This is a genomic window from Kribbella sp. NPDC026611, from assembly GCF_040638345.1.
Taxonomy (GTDB): domain Bacteria; phylum Actinomycetota; class Actinomycetes; order Propionibacteriales; family Kribbellaceae; genus Kribbella.
In genome coordinates this window covers 345,736-362,092 of record NZ_JBEZYC010000009.1, presented here as the reverse complement: position 1 = coordinate 362,092, position 16,357 = coordinate 345,736, and the positions used below count along the sequence as shown (strand labels likewise).

Annotated in this window: 13 protein-coding genes; 11 read left to right on the top strand and 2 right to left on the bottom strand. The window is 69.2% G+C overall.

The window, feature by feature from the left end:
* Positions 1-256 precede the first annotated feature (256 nt).
* Genes AB0E69_RS33080 through AB0E69_RS33045 form a run of 8 tightly spaced genes read left to right on the top strand, consistent with a single transcriptional unit; the run spans position 257 to position 10,737 of the window.
* Positions 257-1,042, top strand: a complete 786-nt coding sequence (locus AB0E69_RS33080; protein ID WP_360155240.1) for a TIGR03084 family metal-binding protein — start codon at positions 257-259, stop codon at positions 1,040-1,042.
* Positions 1,039-2,736, top strand: a complete 1,698-nt coding sequence (locus tag AB0E69_RS33075) for an acyclic terpene utilization AtuA family protein (RefSeq protein WP_360155237.1) — start codon at positions 1,039-1,041, stop codon at positions 2,734-2,736. The genes AB0E69_RS33080 and AB0E69_RS33075 overlap by 4 nt, the downstream gene beginning before the upstream one ends.
* Complete coding sequence (locus AB0E69_RS33070; protein ID WP_360155234.1) at positions 2,733-3,845, top strand: acyl-CoA dehydrogenase family protein; 1,113 nt, start codon at positions 2,733-2,735, stop codon at positions 3,843-3,845. Before AB0E69_RS33075 ends, AB0E69_RS33070 begins: the two co-directional genes overlap by 4 nt.
* The gene (locus AB0E69_RS33065; protein ID WP_360155231.1) at positions 3,842-5,395 is read left to right on the top strand and encodes a carboxyl transferase domain-containing protein; all 1,554 of its coding nucleotides are present in this window, start codon (positions 3,842-3,844) and stop codon (positions 5,393-5,395) included. Before AB0E69_RS33070 ends, AB0E69_RS33065 begins: the two co-directional genes overlap by 4 nt.
* Positions 5,396-5,400: 5 nt before the next feature.
* Positions 5,401-7,377 carry a biotin carboxylase N-terminal domain-containing protein gene (locus tag AB0E69_RS33060; RefSeq protein ID WP_360155228.1) on the top strand — a complete coding sequence of 659 codons (1,977 nt, stop codon included), beginning with the start codon at positions 5,401-5,403 and terminating at the stop codon, positions 7,375-7,377.
* Entirely contained in the window at positions 7,374-8,531 is a 1,158-nt protein-coding gene (locus AB0E69_RS33055; protein ID WP_360155225.1) for an acyl-CoA dehydrogenase family protein, read from the top strand. Before AB0E69_RS33060 ends, AB0E69_RS33055 begins: the two co-directional genes overlap by 4 nt.
* Before the next feature lie 45 nt (positions 8,532-8,576).
* Complete coding sequence (locus AB0E69_RS33050) at positions 8,577-10,133, top strand: AMP-binding protein (RefSeq protein WP_360155222.1); 1,557 nt, start codon at positions 8,577-8,579, stop codon at positions 10,131-10,133.
* The gene (locus AB0E69_RS33045) at positions 10,126-10,737 is read left to right on the top strand and encodes a TetR/AcrR family transcriptional regulator (protein ID WP_360155219.1); all 612 of its coding nucleotides are present in this window, start codon (positions 10,126-10,128) and stop codon (positions 10,735-10,737) included. Before AB0E69_RS33050 ends, AB0E69_RS33045 begins: the two co-directional genes overlap by 8 nt.
* Here the strand turns inward: AB0E69_RS33045 and AB0E69_RS33040 are convergent.
* A complete protein-coding gene (locus AB0E69_RS33040) occupies positions 10,710-11,438 on the bottom strand; it encodes a helix-turn-helix transcriptional regulator (RefSeq protein WP_360155216.1) in 729 nt (242 codons plus the stop codon). The two genes, AB0E69_RS33045 and AB0E69_RS33040, sit on opposite strands and share 28 nt — an antisense overlap.
* A 54-nt stretch (positions 11,439-11,492) precedes the next feature.
* Here AB0E69_RS33040 and AB0E69_RS33035 point away from each other — a divergent pair, with 54 nt between their 5' ends.
* Together AB0E69_RS33035 and AB0E69_RS33030 are read left to right on the top strand one after the other, a co-directional pair.
* Positions 11,493-12,611, top strand: coding sequence for an MFS transporter (locus tag AB0E69_RS33035; RefSeq protein ID WP_360155213.1), 1,119 nt, complete (start codon positions 11,493-11,495; stop codon positions 12,609-12,611).
* Positions 12,612-12,731: 120 nt separating this feature from the next.
* On the top strand, positions 12,732-14,189 hold the full coding sequence (locus tag AB0E69_RS33030; RefSeq protein WP_360155210.1) for an MDR family MFS transporter: 1,458 nt from the start codon (positions 12,732-12,734) through the stop codon (positions 14,187-14,189).
* 4 nt (positions 14,190-14,193) lie between these two features.
* Here AB0E69_RS33030 and AB0E69_RS33025 read toward each other — a convergent pair whose 3' ends face one another.
* Positions 14,194-14,721, bottom strand: a complete 528-nt coding sequence (locus tag AB0E69_RS33025) for a hypothetical protein (RefSeq protein WP_360155208.1) — start codon at positions 14,719-14,721, stop codon at positions 14,194-14,196.
* Between the two features lie 61 nt (positions 14,722-14,782).
* Here AB0E69_RS33025 and AB0E69_RS33020 point away from each other — a divergent pair, with 61 nt between their 5' ends.
* Positions 14,783-16,222, top strand: coding sequence for a GNAT family N-acetyltransferase (locus AB0E69_RS33020; RefSeq protein WP_360155205.1), 1,440 nt, complete (start codon positions 14,783-14,785; stop codon positions 16,220-16,222).
* The last annotated feature ends 135 nt before the right edge of the window (positions 16,223-16,357 follow it).

Genomic DNA, 16,357 nt, shown 5'->3' with positions numbered 1-16,357 from the left:
TGGGACTACCAGCAGCACCACACGCGAGCAGTACGGCGAGTAGCACGCCCGCCCGGGGTAGTCGCCCGCGAGCGGGAGCTCGCAGTCCGCCAGCGCCAGCTGGCAGACAGCCGGAGGGTGGGTGGGAGTGGGGCGTAGCACGGCGACGAAGGAGCCGCACGTGGCACTGCGTGGGGAGGAAATTGAAAAACAAGCACGGTTGATTCTTTTCGGTGGGCGTGGGACGGTGGGGGGACGGTCTCGGGCAGGAGTTGGCGTGCTGCTGGATGAAGTGCTGGCTGATCTTTGGGCTGAGAGTGCTGAGTTGGATCGGCTGGTGGGTGGGCTGGCGGCTGATGAGTGGCGGCGGCTTACGCCGGCCGAGGGGTGGACGATCGCGCATCAGGTCGCGCATCTGGCGTGGACGGATGAGGCGGCTCAGCTGGCGGTGACGGATCCGGACGCGTTCAAGGAGTCGTTGGAGTACGCGGCTGCGCATGCGGCGACGTACGTCGATGACGGGGCCGCGGAGACGGCGGCGTTGCCGGCGGATCAATTGCTCGCGTACTGGCGGGAGACTCGGGCCGAGCTTGCCGAGGCGCTGAAGAAAGTGCCGGCGGGCGAGAAGGTGCTCTGGTACGGCCCGCCGATGAGTCCGGTGTCGATGGCGACCGCGCGGTTGATGGAGACGTGGGCGCACGGGCAGGACGTGTTCGACGCGCTGGGAGTTGAGCGCCAGCCGAGCAACCGGCTCCGGCACATCGCACATCTGGCGGTGCGGACGCGCGGGTTCGCGTACGCGCTCAACAACCGGACGCCACCGACTGACGAGGTTCGGGTCGAGCTCACCGGCCCGGACGGGGACGTGTGGGTGTGGGGGCCGGAGGATGCAACTCAGCGCGTCACCGCGCCGGCGGTGGACTTCTGCTTGCTGGCGACGCAGCGGCGGCATCGGGACGACCTGGCGATCCAGGCGTCACCGGAGGCCGAGGAGTGGCTGGGGATCATCCAGGCCTTCGCCGGGTTGCCGGGCAAGGGGCGTACGGCGGGGCAGTTCGGATGATCAGGATCGGGAACGCTTCCGGGTTCTACGGGGACCGGTTCAGCGCGGTGCACGAGATGTTGACCGGTGGGCCTTTGGACGTGCTGACCGGCGACTACCTGGCCGAGTTGACGATGCTGATCCTCGGCCGGGATCGGCTCAAAGACCCAGGGCTGGGTTATGCGAAGACGTTCCTCAAGCAACTGGAGACAGGGCTGGGCGAGGCGCTCGACCGCGGGGTGAAGATCGTCAGCAACGCGGGCGGCCTCAACCCCGCCGGCCTGGCGCAGGCGATCGCCGAGCTCGCGGACAAGCTCGGGTTACATCCGAAGATCGCGTACGTCGAGGGCGACGACCTGCTCGACCGGGTCGACGAGCTCCACCTGGGCAAGCCGATGACGGCGAACGCCTACCTGGGCGCGTGGGGCATCGCGGAGGCCATCACCGCAGGCGCTGATGTGGTCGTGACCGGGCGCGTCACCGACGCCTCGGTGATCGTCGGCCCGGCCGCGGCGCACCACGGCTGGAAGCGGACGCAGTACGACGAGCTCGCGGGCGCGGTCGCCGCGGGGCATGTCATCGAGTGCGGGTGCCAAGCGACCGGCGGGAACTACGCGTTCTTCACCGAGATCCACGACCTCGGCCGGCCAGGCTTCCCGATCGCGGAGATCCACGCCGACGGCAGCAGCGTGATCACCAAGCACGACGGCACCGGTGGCGCAGTCACGATCGATACCGTCAAGGCGCAGCTGCTCTACGAGATCACCGGCGCACGGTACGCCGGTCCCGACGTCACCACGCGCCTCGACACGATCGAGCTCACAGCCGACGGCCCCGACCGCGTCCGCATCTCCGGCGTCCGCGGTGAGGCCCCGCCCCCGACGTACAAGGTCTCGCTCAACTCCGTCGGCGGATTCCGCAACGAGGTCGACTTCGTGCTCACCGGCCTGCAGCTCGAGCAGAAGGCCGAGCTCGTCCAGCAGCAGCTCGAGCAGGCACTCCCGAAGCGTCCGGCCGAGCTGAAATGGACCCTCGCCTGGACCGAGAAGCCGAACGCCGACACCGAAGAAGAAGCCAGCGTCTTCCTGCGCTGCGCGGCCAAGGACCCGGACCCGAAGGTCGTCGGCCGCGGGTTCTCCAGCGCTGCGATCGAGCTCGCCCTCGCCAGCTACCCCGGCTTCCACGTCACCGCGCCGCCTGGCGATGGTTCGCCGTACGGCGTCTTCCGGGCCGGGTACGTCGACATCCACGAGGTCTCGCACGTCGTCGTACTCCCCGACGGCACCCGCCGCGAGATCGAACCGGCCGCGGAAACGCTGCCGCTGGCCGAGCTGGAGATCGAGACGCCGCTGCCGTTGCTGCAGCTGTCGAGCGGACCGCCGCGGACTCGTGAGGTCCCGCTCGGCCGGATCGCCGGTGCGCGCTCGGGTGACAAGGGTGGGGACGCGAACGTCGGAGTGTGGGTGCGGCAGGAGAAGGCCTGGCGATGGCTTGCGAACACGCTGACGGTCGAGCTCTTCCAGGAGTTGCTGCCGGAAACGCGGGAGCTGGAGGTCACGCGGTACCTGCTGCCGAATCTGTGGGCAGTGAACTTCGTGGTCGAGGGGTTGCTCGGCGAAGGGGTTGCGGCGCAGGCGCGATTTGATCCGCAGGCGAAGGCGGTCGGCGAGTGGCTGCGGTCACGGTACGTGGACGTGCCCGAGGTCCTGCTGTGAACGACTTCCGCGCATCGGTCCGGCGCTTCATGAAGGCCGAGGTGCTCCCGCACCTCGACCAGTGGGAACGCGACGGCGAACTACCGCGCGAGCTGCACAAGAAGGCGGGCGCGCTCGGCCTGCTGGGGGTGGGCTTCCCGGAGCAGGCCGGTGGAGGCGGCGGATCCCTCCTCGACGTCCTCGACGTGGTCGAGGAGATGCACTACGCGGGTGGCTCCGGCGGTCTGGTGGCTTCGCTGCTCACGTGCGGGATCGCCCTCCCACACATCATTGCTGCGGGCAAGGAACGCCATCTCGAACGGTGGGTTCGCCCAACGTTGAGCGGTGACCTGATCGGCGCGCTGGCGATCACCGAGCCTGGCGGTGGGTCCGACGTGGCGTCGATCCGTACGACGGCGCGCCGCGAGGGTGACGTCTTCGTGGTGAACGGCGCCAAGACCTACATCACCTCCGGGTGCCGGGCGGATTTCGTGACGACAGCCGTCCGCACCGGTGGCCCTGGACCGCATGGCATCAGCCTGCTGGTGATCGAGTCCGGCTTCGAGGTGTCCCGGAAGCTGGAGAAGATGGGATGGCTGTGTTCCGATACGGCCGAGCTGTCGTTCACGGATGTCCGCGTGCCGGTGGAGAATCTGGTGGGGGCCCAGGACTCAGGATTCGTGCAGCTCGCGGTCAACTTCGTGGCCGAGCGCCTGACCTTGGCGGTGCAGGCGTACGCGGGCGCGCAACGAGCGCTTGACCTGACCGTCGAGTGGTGCCGCAACCGGGACACCTTCGGGCGGCCGTTGATCTCGCGGCAGGTTGTGCAGCACACGTTGACCGAGATGGCTCGGCGGATTGATGTAGCCCGGGTCTATGTCCGCGACGTCGCGCGCAGGTCGCAGGCTGGTGAGGACGTGATCGCCGAGACGTGTTTCGCCAAGAACACCGCCGTGGACGCCGGGCAATGGGTGTGTGACCAGGCGCTGCAGTTGCACGGCGGGCTCGGGTACCTGCGCGAGTCCGAGGTCGAGCGCCAGTACCGCGACCAGCGGATCCTCGCCATCGGCGGCGGCGCGACCGAGATCCTGACCGGCCTGGCCGCGAAACGACTGGGGTTCACTGCATGACCAATCGTGAAGCGATGCTCGAGAAGCTCGAGGCTCTCGACGCGGAGCATGCCAAGGCGCTGGCCGGCGGCGGGGCGAAGTACGTCGAGCGGCATCACCGGCGGGGCAAGCTCCTCGCGCGGGAGCGGATCGAGCTGCTGCTCGACCCGGACTCGTACTTCCTCGAACTGTCCCCGCTGGCCGGCTGGGGTTCGGACTTCACCGTCGGCGCCAGCCTGGTGACCGGGATCGGCGTGGTCGAAGGCGTCGAGTGCCTGATCTCCGCGAACGACCCGACCGTGAAGGGCGGTTCCAGCAACCCGTGGACGCTGCGCAAGGCCCTGCGCGCCGACGAGATCGCGCGGACCAACCGGCTGCCGGTGATCAGCCTGGTCGAGTCCGGCGGCGCGGACCTGCCGACGCAGAAGGAGATCTTCATCCCCGGCGGCGCGATGTTCCGCGACCTGACCCGGTTGTCGGCGGCGGGGATCCCGACGATCGCGCTGGTGTTCGGCAACTCGACCGCGGGCGGCGCGTACATCCCCGGCATGAGCGACTACGTGGTGATGGTCGACGGCGGCGCGAAGGTGTTCCTGGCCGGCCCGCCGCTGGTCAAGATGGCGACCGGTGAGGAAGCCGACGACGAGTCGCTGGGCGGTGCCTCGATGCACGCCCGTACGTCGGGGCTCGCGGACTACTTCGCGGTCGACGAGCAGGACGCGATCCGCCTCGGCCGGCAGATCGTCTCGCGGCTGAACTGGCGCAAACAGGGCCCGTCGCCGAAGCCGACGTACGACGAACCGCTGCACGACGCCGACGACCTGCTCGACATCGTGCCGGGTGACCTGAAGATCCCGTTCGATCCGCGGGACGTGATCGCCCGGGTGGTGGACGGGTCGGTGTTCGACGAGTTCAAGCCGCTGTACGGCGCGTCGCTCGCGACCGGATGGGCGTCGGTGCACGGGTACCCGGTCGGGATCCTGGCCAACGCGCGCGGGGTGCTGTTCAGCGAGGAGTCGCAGAAGGCGGCGCAGTTCATCCAGCTCGCGAACAAGACGAACACGCCGCTGATCTTCCTGCACAACACGACCGGCTACATGGTCGGGCAGGAGTACGAGCAGCGCGGGATCATCAAGCACGGCGCGCAGATGATCAACGCGGTCTCGAACTCGAAGGTCCCGCACGTCACGATCCTGATGGGCGCGTCGTACGGCGCGGGCCACTACGGGATGTGCGGGCGCGCGTTCGACCCGCGCTTCCTGTTCGCGTGGCCGTCGGCGAAGTCGGCGGTGATGGGCCCGCAGCAGCTCGCCGGCGTGCTGTCGATCGTCGCCCGCGCGGCCGCGGAGGCGAAGGGGACGCCGTACGACGAGCAGGCCGACCAGCAGCTGCGTGCGTACGTCGAGGGTCAGATCGAGGCCGAGTCGTTGCCGATGTTCCTGTCCGGCCGGCTGTACGACGACGGCGTGATCGACCCGCGCGATACCCGCACCGTGCTCGGCATCTGTCTGTCCGCCATCCACTCCGCCCCGGTCGAAGGCACGTCGTCCTTCGGCGTCTTCAGGATGTGAGCCCGGTGCCCATCTCGCCCCCGCCACCCCGCTCCCTCGCCTCGGTCCTGGTCGCCAACCGGGGCGAGATCGCCCGGCGCGTCTTCCGGACGGCTCGGTCCTTGGGCCTGTCCACGGTCGCGGTGTACTCGACCGCCGACGCCCGGATGCCGTTCGTGGACGAAGCCGATGCCGCGGTCCAGCTGCCCGGGAACACACCTGCGGAGACCTACCTGCGGCCCGACCTGCTGGTCGAGGCGGCGCTTCGGGCGGGCGCGGACGCCGTCCATCCGGGGTACGGGTTCCTGTCGGAGAACGCTGCCTTCGCGCAGGCGGTGATCGACGCCGGACTGACCTGGATCGGCCCTGCCGTCGACGCGATCTCGTCGATGGGCTCGAAGATCGAGGCGAAGAAGCTGATGGCAGCCGCCGGCGTGCCGGTGCTCGCCGAACTGACCCCCGCCGAAGTCTCCGCCTCCGACCTGCCGGTCCTCGTCAAAGCATCCGCGGGCGGGGGCGGCCGCGGCATGCGGGTCGTGCAGCAGCTGGCCGACCTGCCGGCCGAGATCGAGGCCGCGTCGGCAGAGGCGCTCTCGGCGTTCGGCGACGGCACGGTCTTCTGCGAGCGGTACCTGGCCGCCGGACATCACGTCGAGGTCCAGATCATGGCGGACCAGCACGGCACGATCTGGGCGGTCGGCGAACGCGAGTGCTCGGTCCAGCGCCGGCACCAGAAGGTCGTCGAGGAAGCCCCGAGCCCGCTGGTGGAGCGAATCCCGTCGATCCGCCCAGCCCTCTACGACGCAGCGCGCAAAGCCGCCGCGGCCATCGGGTACGTCGGTGCCGGGACGGTCGAGTTCCTCGCCGACGACACCGGCAACTTCTACTTCCTGGAGATGAACACCCGGCTCCAGGTCGAACACCCGGTCACCGAGGAAACCACCGGGCTGGACCTCGTCGAGCTTCAGTTCGCGGTCGCAGCCGGCGATCGCCTTCCACCCGAACCGCCCCCGACGGTCGGGCATGCGATCGAGGTGAGGCTGTACGCCGAGGACCCGCACAGCAACTGGCAACCCCAAACCGGCACGCTCCACCGCTTCGCGCTGGACCGTGGGGAAGGGCCGGGCGGGGAGCGGCCGGGCGACGTGGCGCAACCGGGGTGGTTGCGGGTGGACTCCGGGGTTGCGGACGGGTCGGAGGTGTCGCCTTACTACGACGCCATGCTGGCGAAGGTGATCGCCTCCGGGTCCGATCGCACCACCGTCGCCCGCCGGTTGGCGGCCACGCTCGAGCACGCCAAGCTCCACGGTCCTGGGACCAACCGGCAGTTGCTGGTGTGGATCCTTCGTCATCCCGCGTTCTTGGCCGGCGAGACCGATACCGCGTTCTTCGACACGCACGGCGTGGGTCAGCCGGTTGGCGAGGACGTGGCGCGGGTGAGTGCGTTGGCGGCCGCATTGGCAGCCGCGAGCGGTGCGCAGTTGCCGGTGCGGGTGCCCACTGGGTGGCGGAATCTGGCGTCTCAGGGACAGCGGAAGAGCTTCCGCTGCGGCGAGACCGTGTACGAGGTGAAGTATCGGCGGACGCGGGACGGATGGGATGTCGACGACGGCGTGGCGGTGATCTCGCTGGACCCGTCCAAGGTGGTGCTCGAGGTGGGCGGTGTGCGCAGGGTGTTCGAGGTGGCGGTTTACGACGGGCTGACCTGCGTGGACTCCTCGCTCGGGAGTGTCAGTTTGACGCCGGTCGAGCGGTTCACGGATCCGGCTGAGCAGGTGACCGCGGGTTCGTTGGTGGCACCAATGCCAGGCACGGTCGTCCGCGTGGGCGTCTCCGTAGGTGACGAAGTACAGGAAGGCCAGCCGCTGCTCTGGCTGGAGGCGATGAAGATGGAGCACACGATCGCGGCGCCAACTGCCGGGACCGTCAGTGAGCTCAACGTCGAGGCAGGTCAACAGGTCGAGGTCGGCGCCGTACTGGCGGTCGTTGGGGAGGAAGCATGAGCTTCGTCGAGTCCGAAGAACGCAGAGAGCTCCGCAAGGTCGTCGCCGAGCTGGGCAAGAAGTACGGCTACGAGTGGTTCAACCGGCAGGCCAGAGCGGGCGGCCAGACCACCGAGCTGTGGCTGGAGGCCGGCAAGCTCGGCTTCCTCGGCGTCAACCTCCCCGAGCAGTACGGCGGCGGAGGCGGCGGCATGGCCGACCTGTCGATCGTGCTCGAGGAGCTCGGCGCCGCCGGCTGCCCGCTGCTCATGCTGGTCGTCTCGCCGTCGATCTGCGGCACGGTCATCTCCCGCTTCGGCACCGACGACCAGAAGCAGCGCTGGATCCCCGGCCTGGCCGACGGTACGACGATCATGGCGTTCGCGATCACCGAACCCGACGCCGGCTCGAACTCGCACCAGATCACCACGACAGCCCGCCGGACCGAGACCGGCTGGTCGCTCACCGGGCAGAAGGTCTTCATCTCCGGCCTCGACGTCGCCAAGGCCATCCTCGTCGTCGGCCGCACTGAGGACGCTCGAACGGGCAGACTCAAGCCCGCCCTCTTCATCGTCCCGACCGACGCGCCCGGCGTCGAGTTCCGGCCGATCGAGATGGACCTGATCAGTCCGGACAAGCAGTTCGCCCTGTTCCTGGACGACGTACAGCTCCCGCCCGAAGCGCTTGTCGGCGCCGAGGACGCGGCACTGATGCAGCTGTTCGCCGGCCTCAACCCCGAGCGGATCATGGCGTCCGCGTTCGCGATCGGCATCGCCCGGCACGCTCTCGGCAAGGCCACGGCGTACGTCAAGGAGCGTCAGGTCTGGAAGACCCCGATCGGCGCCCACCAGGGCCTCGCGCACCCGCTCGCGCAGCTCAAGATCGAGCTCGAGCTGGCCCGGCTGATGATGCAGAAGGCCGCCGCGCTGTACGACGCCGGCGACGACCTGGGCGCGGGCGAGGCCGCGAACATGGCGAAGTACGCCGCCGGTGAGGTCGCCGTCCGCGCCACCGACCAGGCCGTCCAGTCGCTGGGCGGCAACGGCATGACGGTCGAGTACGGCGTCGCGTCGCTGGTCGCCGCGGCCCGCGCGACCCGGATCGCGCCGGTCAGCCGGGAGATGATCCTCAACTTCGTCGCCCAGCACTCGCTGGGTCTACCCAAGTCCTACTGAGGTCCTGCACAGTCTGACCACCGCCACGAAGGCCAGGAGGATCCGATGATCATCACCAGCCAGTTCCCGCCCGTCGAGGTGCTCGACGTACCGATCCACGACGCCGTCCTCGGCAACGCCCAGGCGTACGGCGACCGGCCCGCGATGGTCGACGGCGTCACCGGCCGGGAGCTCAGCTACGCGCAGCTCGACCACATGCACCGCCGGGTCGCGGCCGGGCTGGCCGAGCTCGGCATCCGGCAGGGCGACACGATCGCGCTCTACAGCCCGAACACGATCCTCTACCCGGTCGTGTTCTACGGCGCCACCCGCGCCGGCGCGACCGTGACCACGGTGAACGCGCTCTACACCGCGGACGAGCTGCACAAGCAGCTGATCGACTCGAAGGCGAAGTTGCTGGTGACGATTTCGCTGTTCCTGCCGGTCGCGACCGCGGCGGTCGAAGGCACGGACGTGACCGAGATCTTCGTCTGCGACCAGGCCGAGGGGTACCGGTCGGTGATGGAGCTGATCGCATCGACCGCGCCGGAGCCGGTCGTATCGATCAACCCGGCCGAGGACGTCGCCGTCCTGCCGTACTCGAGCGGGACCACCGGCGCGGCCAAGGGCGTGATGCTGACCCACCGGAACATCGCGACGAACATCTCCCAGGCTGAGGTGATGATCACGGTCGCCGACGACGAGCGGATCATCGCGATCCTGCCGTTCTTCCACATCTACGGGCTGTCGGTGCTGATGAACCTGCCGCTGCGGCTCGGTGCGACCGTGGTCGTGCTGCCGAAGTTCGAGCTGCAGCAGTTCCTGACCACGCTCGACGAGCAGCGGATCACGCGGGCGTTCGTCGCGCCGCCGGTCGTGCTCGCGCTGGCCAAGCACCCGGCGGTGGACGGGGTGGACCTGTCGCACCTGAAGTACGTGACCTCAGCGGCGGCGCCCCTGGACGGTGAGCTGGCTGAGGCATGTGCGAAACGGCTGGGGCTGCACGCCGTACTGCAGGCCTATGGGATGACGGAGCTGTCGCCGGGGACGCACGCCGTACCGCAGGACGACCCGGAGCCGCCGCCCGGCGCCGTCGGCAAGCTGTTCCCGTCCACCGAGATGCGGCTGGTCGGTGCCGATGGCAACGATGCGGACGGGGGCGAGATCTGGATCCGCGGGCCGCAGGTGATGAAGGGGTACCTCGGGCGGCCCGCGGAGACGGACGCGACGATCGACCGGGACGGCTGGCTGCACACGGGTGACATCGGGCGGGTGGACGACCGCGGCTACCTGTTCGTGATCGACCGGGTGAAGGAGCTGATCAAGTACCACGGGTACCAGGTGCCGCCGGCCGAGCTCGAGGCGGTGTTGCTCACCGACGACCGGGTCGCGGACGCGGCGGTGATCGGGGTGAATGCCGACGGCAACGAAGTACCGAAGGCGTACGTCGTGCCGATGCCCGGCGTGGAGCTGACCGAGGCGGACGTGATGGAGTACGTCGCCGCGCGGGTGGCGCCGTACAAGAAGATCCGGCAGGTGGAGTTCATCGACGCGGTGCCGAAGGCGGCGTCGGGGAAGATCCTGCGGCGCGAGCTGCGCGCCCGCGAGGCCGCGCGTGAGTGAGGCTTTGAAGGCACCTCAGCAGGACCGGTCGCGGGCGACGCGGCAGCGGTTGCTGGAGGCTGCGGTCGAGTCGCTGGCCGAGGTCGGGTACGCCGCCACCACGGTGAGCGTGGTGGCGACACGGGCCGGGGTGTCGCGGGGCGCGGCGCAGCACCACTTCCCGACGCGGGCAGACCTGTTCGCAGCGGCGGTCGAGTACATGACCTCGGTCCGGCTCGCAGAGATCCGGGAGCAGGCCGCTGCGCTGCCAAGCGGACCTGGACGCACCGAGGCGATCGTCGGGCTGCTGGCGGACGTGTACTGCGGCCCGCTGTTCCGAGCCGCACTGCACCTGTGGGTGGCGGCGTCGACCGAGGAGCCTCTGCGACAGCAGATCGTCCGGCTGGAAGCACATGTGGGTCGACAGGCGCACCGGGCACTGCTGGAGGTACTAGAGGTCAGTGAGCGCACCCCTGGCGTCCGCGAGACCGTCCAGGGCGTCCTGGACATGGCACGCGGCCTCGGACTGGCCGACCTACTGACCGACGACAGCACCCGCCGCCGCGGCATCGTCCGCCAGTGGAGCCACATCCTCGATCAGGCCCTGCGCGCCCCCGGCGTGTGACCGAACGCCCTCCGGAAGGTGTCGATGAACGCCGACGTCGACGCCCACCCGGTCCGGTGCGCCACCCGCGTCACACTCTCCCCCTCCGCCAGCAACACCAACGCCACATGCAGCCGCAGCTGAGTCCGCCACTGCGGAAAGCTCATCCCGAGCTCGGCCTTGCACAACCTGCTGAGCGTCCGCTCGCTCGCACCGAAGGAACGACCCAGCTCAGCCAACGTCCGGCCCTCCGCCGGATCCGCCCTGAGCGCGTCACATACCTCGGTCAGTCTTGGGTCTCTCGGTGCGGGCAGATAAGTAGCCGATTCGTCCGACCGCCGCAGCTGATCCAGTAGTACGCCCAGCAACCGCCGTCGCTCACCAACCTCGCCCGCGCCGGACGTGTAGGCGGAGATCAACTCCCGAAGCAGCGGACTGACCACCAAAGCAGACGGAGCCTCCAGACCAAGCGGGTTCTCGTCCAGACCGACGGTGTGCAGCGTCGTCTGCCCGTAGGCACGGTGCTGGTGCGGCATGCGGGCCGGCACCCAGATGGCTCGGGTCGCCGGCGCCACCCAGCTACCGGCCGGCGTACTCACGGACAGCACACCCTGACCGGCGTACACAATCTGGTGGCGGTCGTGCCAGTGCAGGTCGATCTCACCGCCCGGCTCGATCGGCCGACGGCCAGTGCTACCAGGGTCTTGGCGGATTTCCGGCATAGGTTGGCATTTTATCGGAAGCCGGACAGCCGTCGGCCCGACGACGATCGAGACGTGAAGCGATCGATCGGGCTGATGGCCGTCGGGCATGCGTGTGTGGACGTCTACCAGGGCTGCGTACCCGCGCTCGTCCCGTTCCTGGTCGCAGAGCGCGGTCTCGGGTACGTCGCGGTGTCCGGCATCACGCTTGCCGCGACCCTGCTGTCCTCGGTCGTCCAACCGGTGTTCGGCGTACTGACCGACCGGCGCCCGCTCACGTGGCTGATCCCGCTCGCGATGACCACCGCCGGGCTCGGCATCGCACTGATCGGCACCACCACCGCCTACCCGCTGACCTGGCTGACGGCGGCACTCTCCGGTCTCGGCGTAGCGGCGTACCACCCGGAGGCCGCGCGGATGGCTCGCCTGGTCAGCGGCGGCAGTCACGTCGGCATGAGCTGGTTCTCCGTCGGCGGCAACTGCGGCTTCGCTCTCGCGCCGGTCCTGGTCACCCCGCTCATCGCCACCGGCGGTCTCTCCCTGACCCCGGTCCTTCTCGTCCCCGCATTGGTCGGAGCCGCGATCACCACCTGGGCTGTCCGCTCCCGGGCCACCACAGCCGTTGCACACCGACATCTCGATGGCACCGACGACTGGCCGGCGTTTCTGCGCCTGTCCGCGATCATGGTGTGCCGCTCGATCGTCTTCGTCGGCCTCGGCACCTTCATCGCCCTGTACGCCGGCCAACGCGTCGGCGGCGGCACCACCACTGGCGGCATGACCCTGTTCATCCTCTTCGCGTGCGGCGCGCTGGGCACGCTCCTCGGCGGCCGCCTGGCCACCCGCTACGGCCGGGTCCGCACGCTGCGCACGTCGTACGCCGTCGCCGTACCGGCCATCGCCTGCCTGGTGTTCATCCCCGGCCCGATGTTCTTCGCCTTCCTGGCGGCGACCGCGATCGCGATGTCGATCCCGTTCTCCCTGCACGTAACCCTCGGTCAGGACTTCCTGCCCACCCGGGTCGGCACCGCGGGCGGCATGACCCTCGGCTTGGCAGTCAGCATCGGCGGCGTCGCAACCCCGGTCCTCGGGACCATCGCCGAGCACACGTCACTCCGCCTGGCTCTGAGCACCCTGATCGCCCTGGTCCTCTGCAGCGCGCTGGTCGGCCACGCGCTCACCGAGCCGCGCTAGCCGCCTTGCATTCACGCCGGGTGCCTCGTCGTACAGGAGAGATACCCGCGGACGGTGCTGTCCGATGGGCGGTCCTCGGGTAGGGCAATAGTTGTCGATTCACATACATTGGTTGCTGATATGACTACTGAGCAGCGGGTCGACCGGGCGAGTGTGGGGCTTCGGTCGGAGCGAGGTCCGATCCTGCTCGCGGTGATGCTGAGCGTGGGGCTGGTTGCGATCGACGCGACGATCCTGGCCACCGCCGTACCGTCCGTGGTCGACGATCTCGGCGGGTTCACGCAGTTCCCGTGGTTGTTCTCGATCTACCTGCTGGCGCAGGCGGTGTCGGTGCCGATCTACGGGAAGCTGGCCGACCAGCGCGGCCGGAAGCCGATGATGCTGCTCGGTGTCGGGCTGTTCATCCTGGGCTCGGTGCTGTGCGGGTTTGCCTGGAGCATGCCGGCGCTGATCGCGTTCCGGCTGATCCAGGGGCTCGGCGCGGGCGCGATCCAGCCGATCGGGATGACGATCGTCGGCGACATCTACACGGTCGCCGAGCGGGCCAAGGTGCAGGGCTACATCGCCAGCGTCTGGGGCATCTCGTCGTTCGTCGGCCCGACGCTGGGCGGCGTGTTCTCGGACTACATCTCCTGGCGGTGGATCTTCTTCGTGAACATCCCGCTCGGGATGGCCGCCGCGTGGGTGCTCGTCCGCCGCTTCGAGGAGAAGGTCGCGGCGAAGTCCAGGCACCAGATCGACTACGCCGGCGCGATCCTGCTCGCGGTCGGCGGCTCGCTGCTGCTGCTTGGGCTGCTCGAGGGCGGCGTGATGTGGCAGTGGGACTCGGTCACGAGCATCGTGATCCTGGCCGCGGCCGTCGTACTGCTGACCAGTTTCGTCCTGGTCGAGCGGCGCGCCGCGGAGCCGGTCCTGCCGCTGTGGGTGCTCGGCCAGCGGGTCCTCAACTCGGCGAACTCGTCCGCGTTGCTGATCGGCCTGCTGATGATCGGACTGTCGACGTACGTGCCGCTGTACGCGCAGAGCATCCTCGGTACGTCGGCCCTCGTCGCGGGCTTCGCGTTGGCCGCGATGACGCTGGGCTGGCCGATCGCGGCATCCTTCGCCGGCCGTATCTACCTGCGCGTCGGGTTCCGGACCACGATGCTGATGGGCGCGATCATCGTCGTCCTCGGCGCGATCCTCCTGCTCACGGTCGGATCCGGGAGCTCGGTCCTGCACCTCGCGGCCGCCTGCTTCGTGATCGGCATCGGCCTCGGCTTCTCCGCGTCGCCGTCCGTCGTCGCGGCGCAGTCGTCCGTCGAGTGGCAGAGCCGCGGGGTGGTCACCGGCGCCAACATGTTCGCCCGCTCGGTAGGTAGCGCGGTCGGCGTAGCGGTCTTCGGTGCCGTCGCCAACGGTGTAGTCGCCGCCCGGCTCGGCTCGGACCACGAGGACCTCGAAAAGCTCCCCCGCAACGTCCTCGCCCCCGCAATCCACGACGTCTACTACGGCGCGGCAATCGCCGCAGTACTCCTCGTAGTAGCCGTGACCTTCATGCCCAACCGAGTCACCGAACGCCCCCTCGCCAACGCCTGACGCCTCACGGAAGCGGCGCGGCGAGAGCTGCCAGCAGGCCCGCTGCAGTGAAGGTGATCCAAACGGCCAGCAGCCAGGTGCTCATCCGGTGGAGCGCTTGTTTTGAAAGGGTCCCGTGGGACCTCTTCAGGATCAGGACGACGATCAGCAGGAGCAGGGCGACTGCTATGACCGGAAGGACGCCGGTGGCCCACGCGAAGGTCACAGGGCGCATGTCGGCGGCAGCTGTGCCGAGGCGGGACTGCAGGGAGCTGGCTCGGCTTGGGATCAGGAACCAGCCGGTGGCGATCCAGGTAGTCAGCACGTAGCCGGTTGCGAGGCGCAGGCCTTGGTGCAGGCTGGTGCGGAAGTGCAGAAGCAGCACGAGCAGCACGAAGGGAAGGCCGCCCCAGCACCAGCCGGCGATGCGGAGCGGCAGCTCGTGGTGGTTGAGTGCGTTGCCGAGGACGGTCGCCACGGGCTCGCCTGCGAAGGTGCCCAGTACGCCGCTGACCAGGGATACGGCAATGAACAGGCCGAGTGTCGTCCTCACCTGGCGCTGCGTGGTTGCCACGAGGCCGAACTGTGTCACGAGGGCGGTCTAGGTTGGGGGTATGCGTGCGGTCGACTGTGTGGGTGCTCTGATTCAGGGCGAGCGGCATCGGGTTTACGTGCAGCGACGTACGGCGGGGCGGCGGTTGTTGCCGGGCATCTGGGACATCGTCGGTGGTCATCTGGAGCCGGGGGAGGCGCCGGAGCAGGCGCTGGTTCGGGAGGTCGAGGAGGAGACGGGCTGGAAGGTCCGCGACATCCTGTGGACCGCCGCCGACTGGGAATGGGAGTGGGAAGGCCGGGTACGGCGTGAGCTCGACTACGTCATCACCGTCGACGGGGACCTGAGCCGGCCGCGGCTGGAACCCGGCAAGCACGACGCGTCGGCGTGGGTCGGACCGGACGACCTAGAGCTACTCATGGTGAACCGGACCGACGGCGACCGCCGGCTGCGGGACCTGTTGGCGCATACGGTCCGGACGAGGTTCACCGACCGCCTCCGGCTCGAACCGATCAGCGGACCGACCGGGGTCATGCCCGGACACGCACCGGACCTGGTCCGGATCTTCGCGGACCCGCTGGTGTCCCACTGGTACGACGCGACCTGGTCGCCCGAGGAGGCTGCCCAGCGAGCCGTCGCCTTCCAGGACAGCTGGGAGCGCGACGGCGTCAGCAAGTGGATCGCCTACGAACGCACCGGTGGATTGGTGGGCCGGGGTGGGTTGGCGCGGATCCCGGTGGATGCGCCGGTGGCGGCGGCGATCGCGGAGTTGGTCGGGCCGGAGTGGGCGTTCGACCGGTTGGAGCTCGGGTGGGCGATGGTCGAGTCCGCGCGCGGCCGGGGGCTGGCGACCGAGCTCGGTCGGGCCGGGCTGGAGCTCGCGTTCGACACGCTGCAGGCCAAGAAGGTGATCGCGTTCACCGAGCAGCACAACCGCGCCTCGCGCGCTGTGATGGAGCGGCTTGGCATGACGTACGCCGGCGAGGTCAGGTCCGAAGGCTGGGTCGAGGAGACCGGACGGGTCGAGCCAGCCGCACCCTTCGCCGTCTACGTGACCGATCCGGAGGCTCAGCTGCACCTACGCCGGCAAGAGGTCGACGAGGTGCTCACAGCGGTCGTGCAGTGGGCAGCTGGCGATGCCGACGTGCTCGGCGTCGGTCTGGTCGGTTCCTGGGCGCGTGACGCCGCTCGGCTGACGTCGGACGTCGACGTCGTCGTGCTGACCGACGTACCCGAGCAGTCTGAGGAGGTCCTCAAGGCACTCGACGCGGTCGGGGTACTGCGCCGGCAGCAGTGGGGGCCGTACCTGACCGAGCTACGCCTCGCGCGGAGGTCCGGACTCGAGGTGGAGGTCGGCTTCGCGACCAGGCAGTGGGCCGAGATCGATCCGGTCGACCCAGGGACCCGGCGAGTCGTGACCGACGGGATGCGCGTCCTGCACGACCCGCACAACCTCCTGGCCCGGCTTCAGTCCGCCTGCGGACCGGAAGCGGACATCTAGCGGTCCAGCGCGCTCAGGAAGCGCCGCCGCGACCCCTTGCCCGGCAGACCGGGGGAACTGGGGCATGACAAAGGGGCTCCGAGTGTGACCGCCCAGGCGCGGCGCTCACACTCGGAGCCGGCCACCTCAGGGGGA

What these genes read in the sequence shown, in the direction of transcription:
- AB0E69_RS33050 (WP_360155222.1), top strand. Translation starts at nt 8,577, where the DNA reads ATGATCATCACCAGCCAGTTCCCGCCCGTCGAGGTGCTCGACGTACCG.
- AB0E69_RS33040 (WP_360155216.1), bottom strand. Translation starts at nt 11,438, where the DNA reads ATGCCGGAAATCCGCCAAGACCCTGGTAGCACTGGCCGTCGGCCGATC.
- AB0E69_RS33075 (WP_360155237.1), top strand. Translation starts at nt 1,039, where the DNA reads ATGATCAGGATCGGGAACGCTTCCGGGTTCTACGGGGACCGGTTCAGC.
- AB0E69_RS33055 (WP_360155225.1), top strand. Translation starts at nt 7,374, where the DNA reads ATGAGCTTCGTCGAGTCCGAAGAACGCAGAGAGCTCCGCAAGGTCGTC.
- AB0E69_RS33065 (WP_360155231.1), top strand. Translation starts at nt 3,842, where the DNA reads ATGACCAATCGTGAAGCGATGCTCGAGAAGCTCGAGGCTCTCGACGCG.
- AB0E69_RS33020 (WP_360155205.1), top strand. Translation starts at nt 14,783, where the DNA reads ATGCGTGCGGTCGACTGTGTGGGTGCTCTGATTCAGGGCGAGCGGCAT.
- AB0E69_RS33030 (WP_360155210.1), top strand. Translation starts at nt 12,732, where the DNA reads ATGACTACTGAGCAGCGGGTCGACCGGGCGAGTGTGGGGCTTCGGTCG.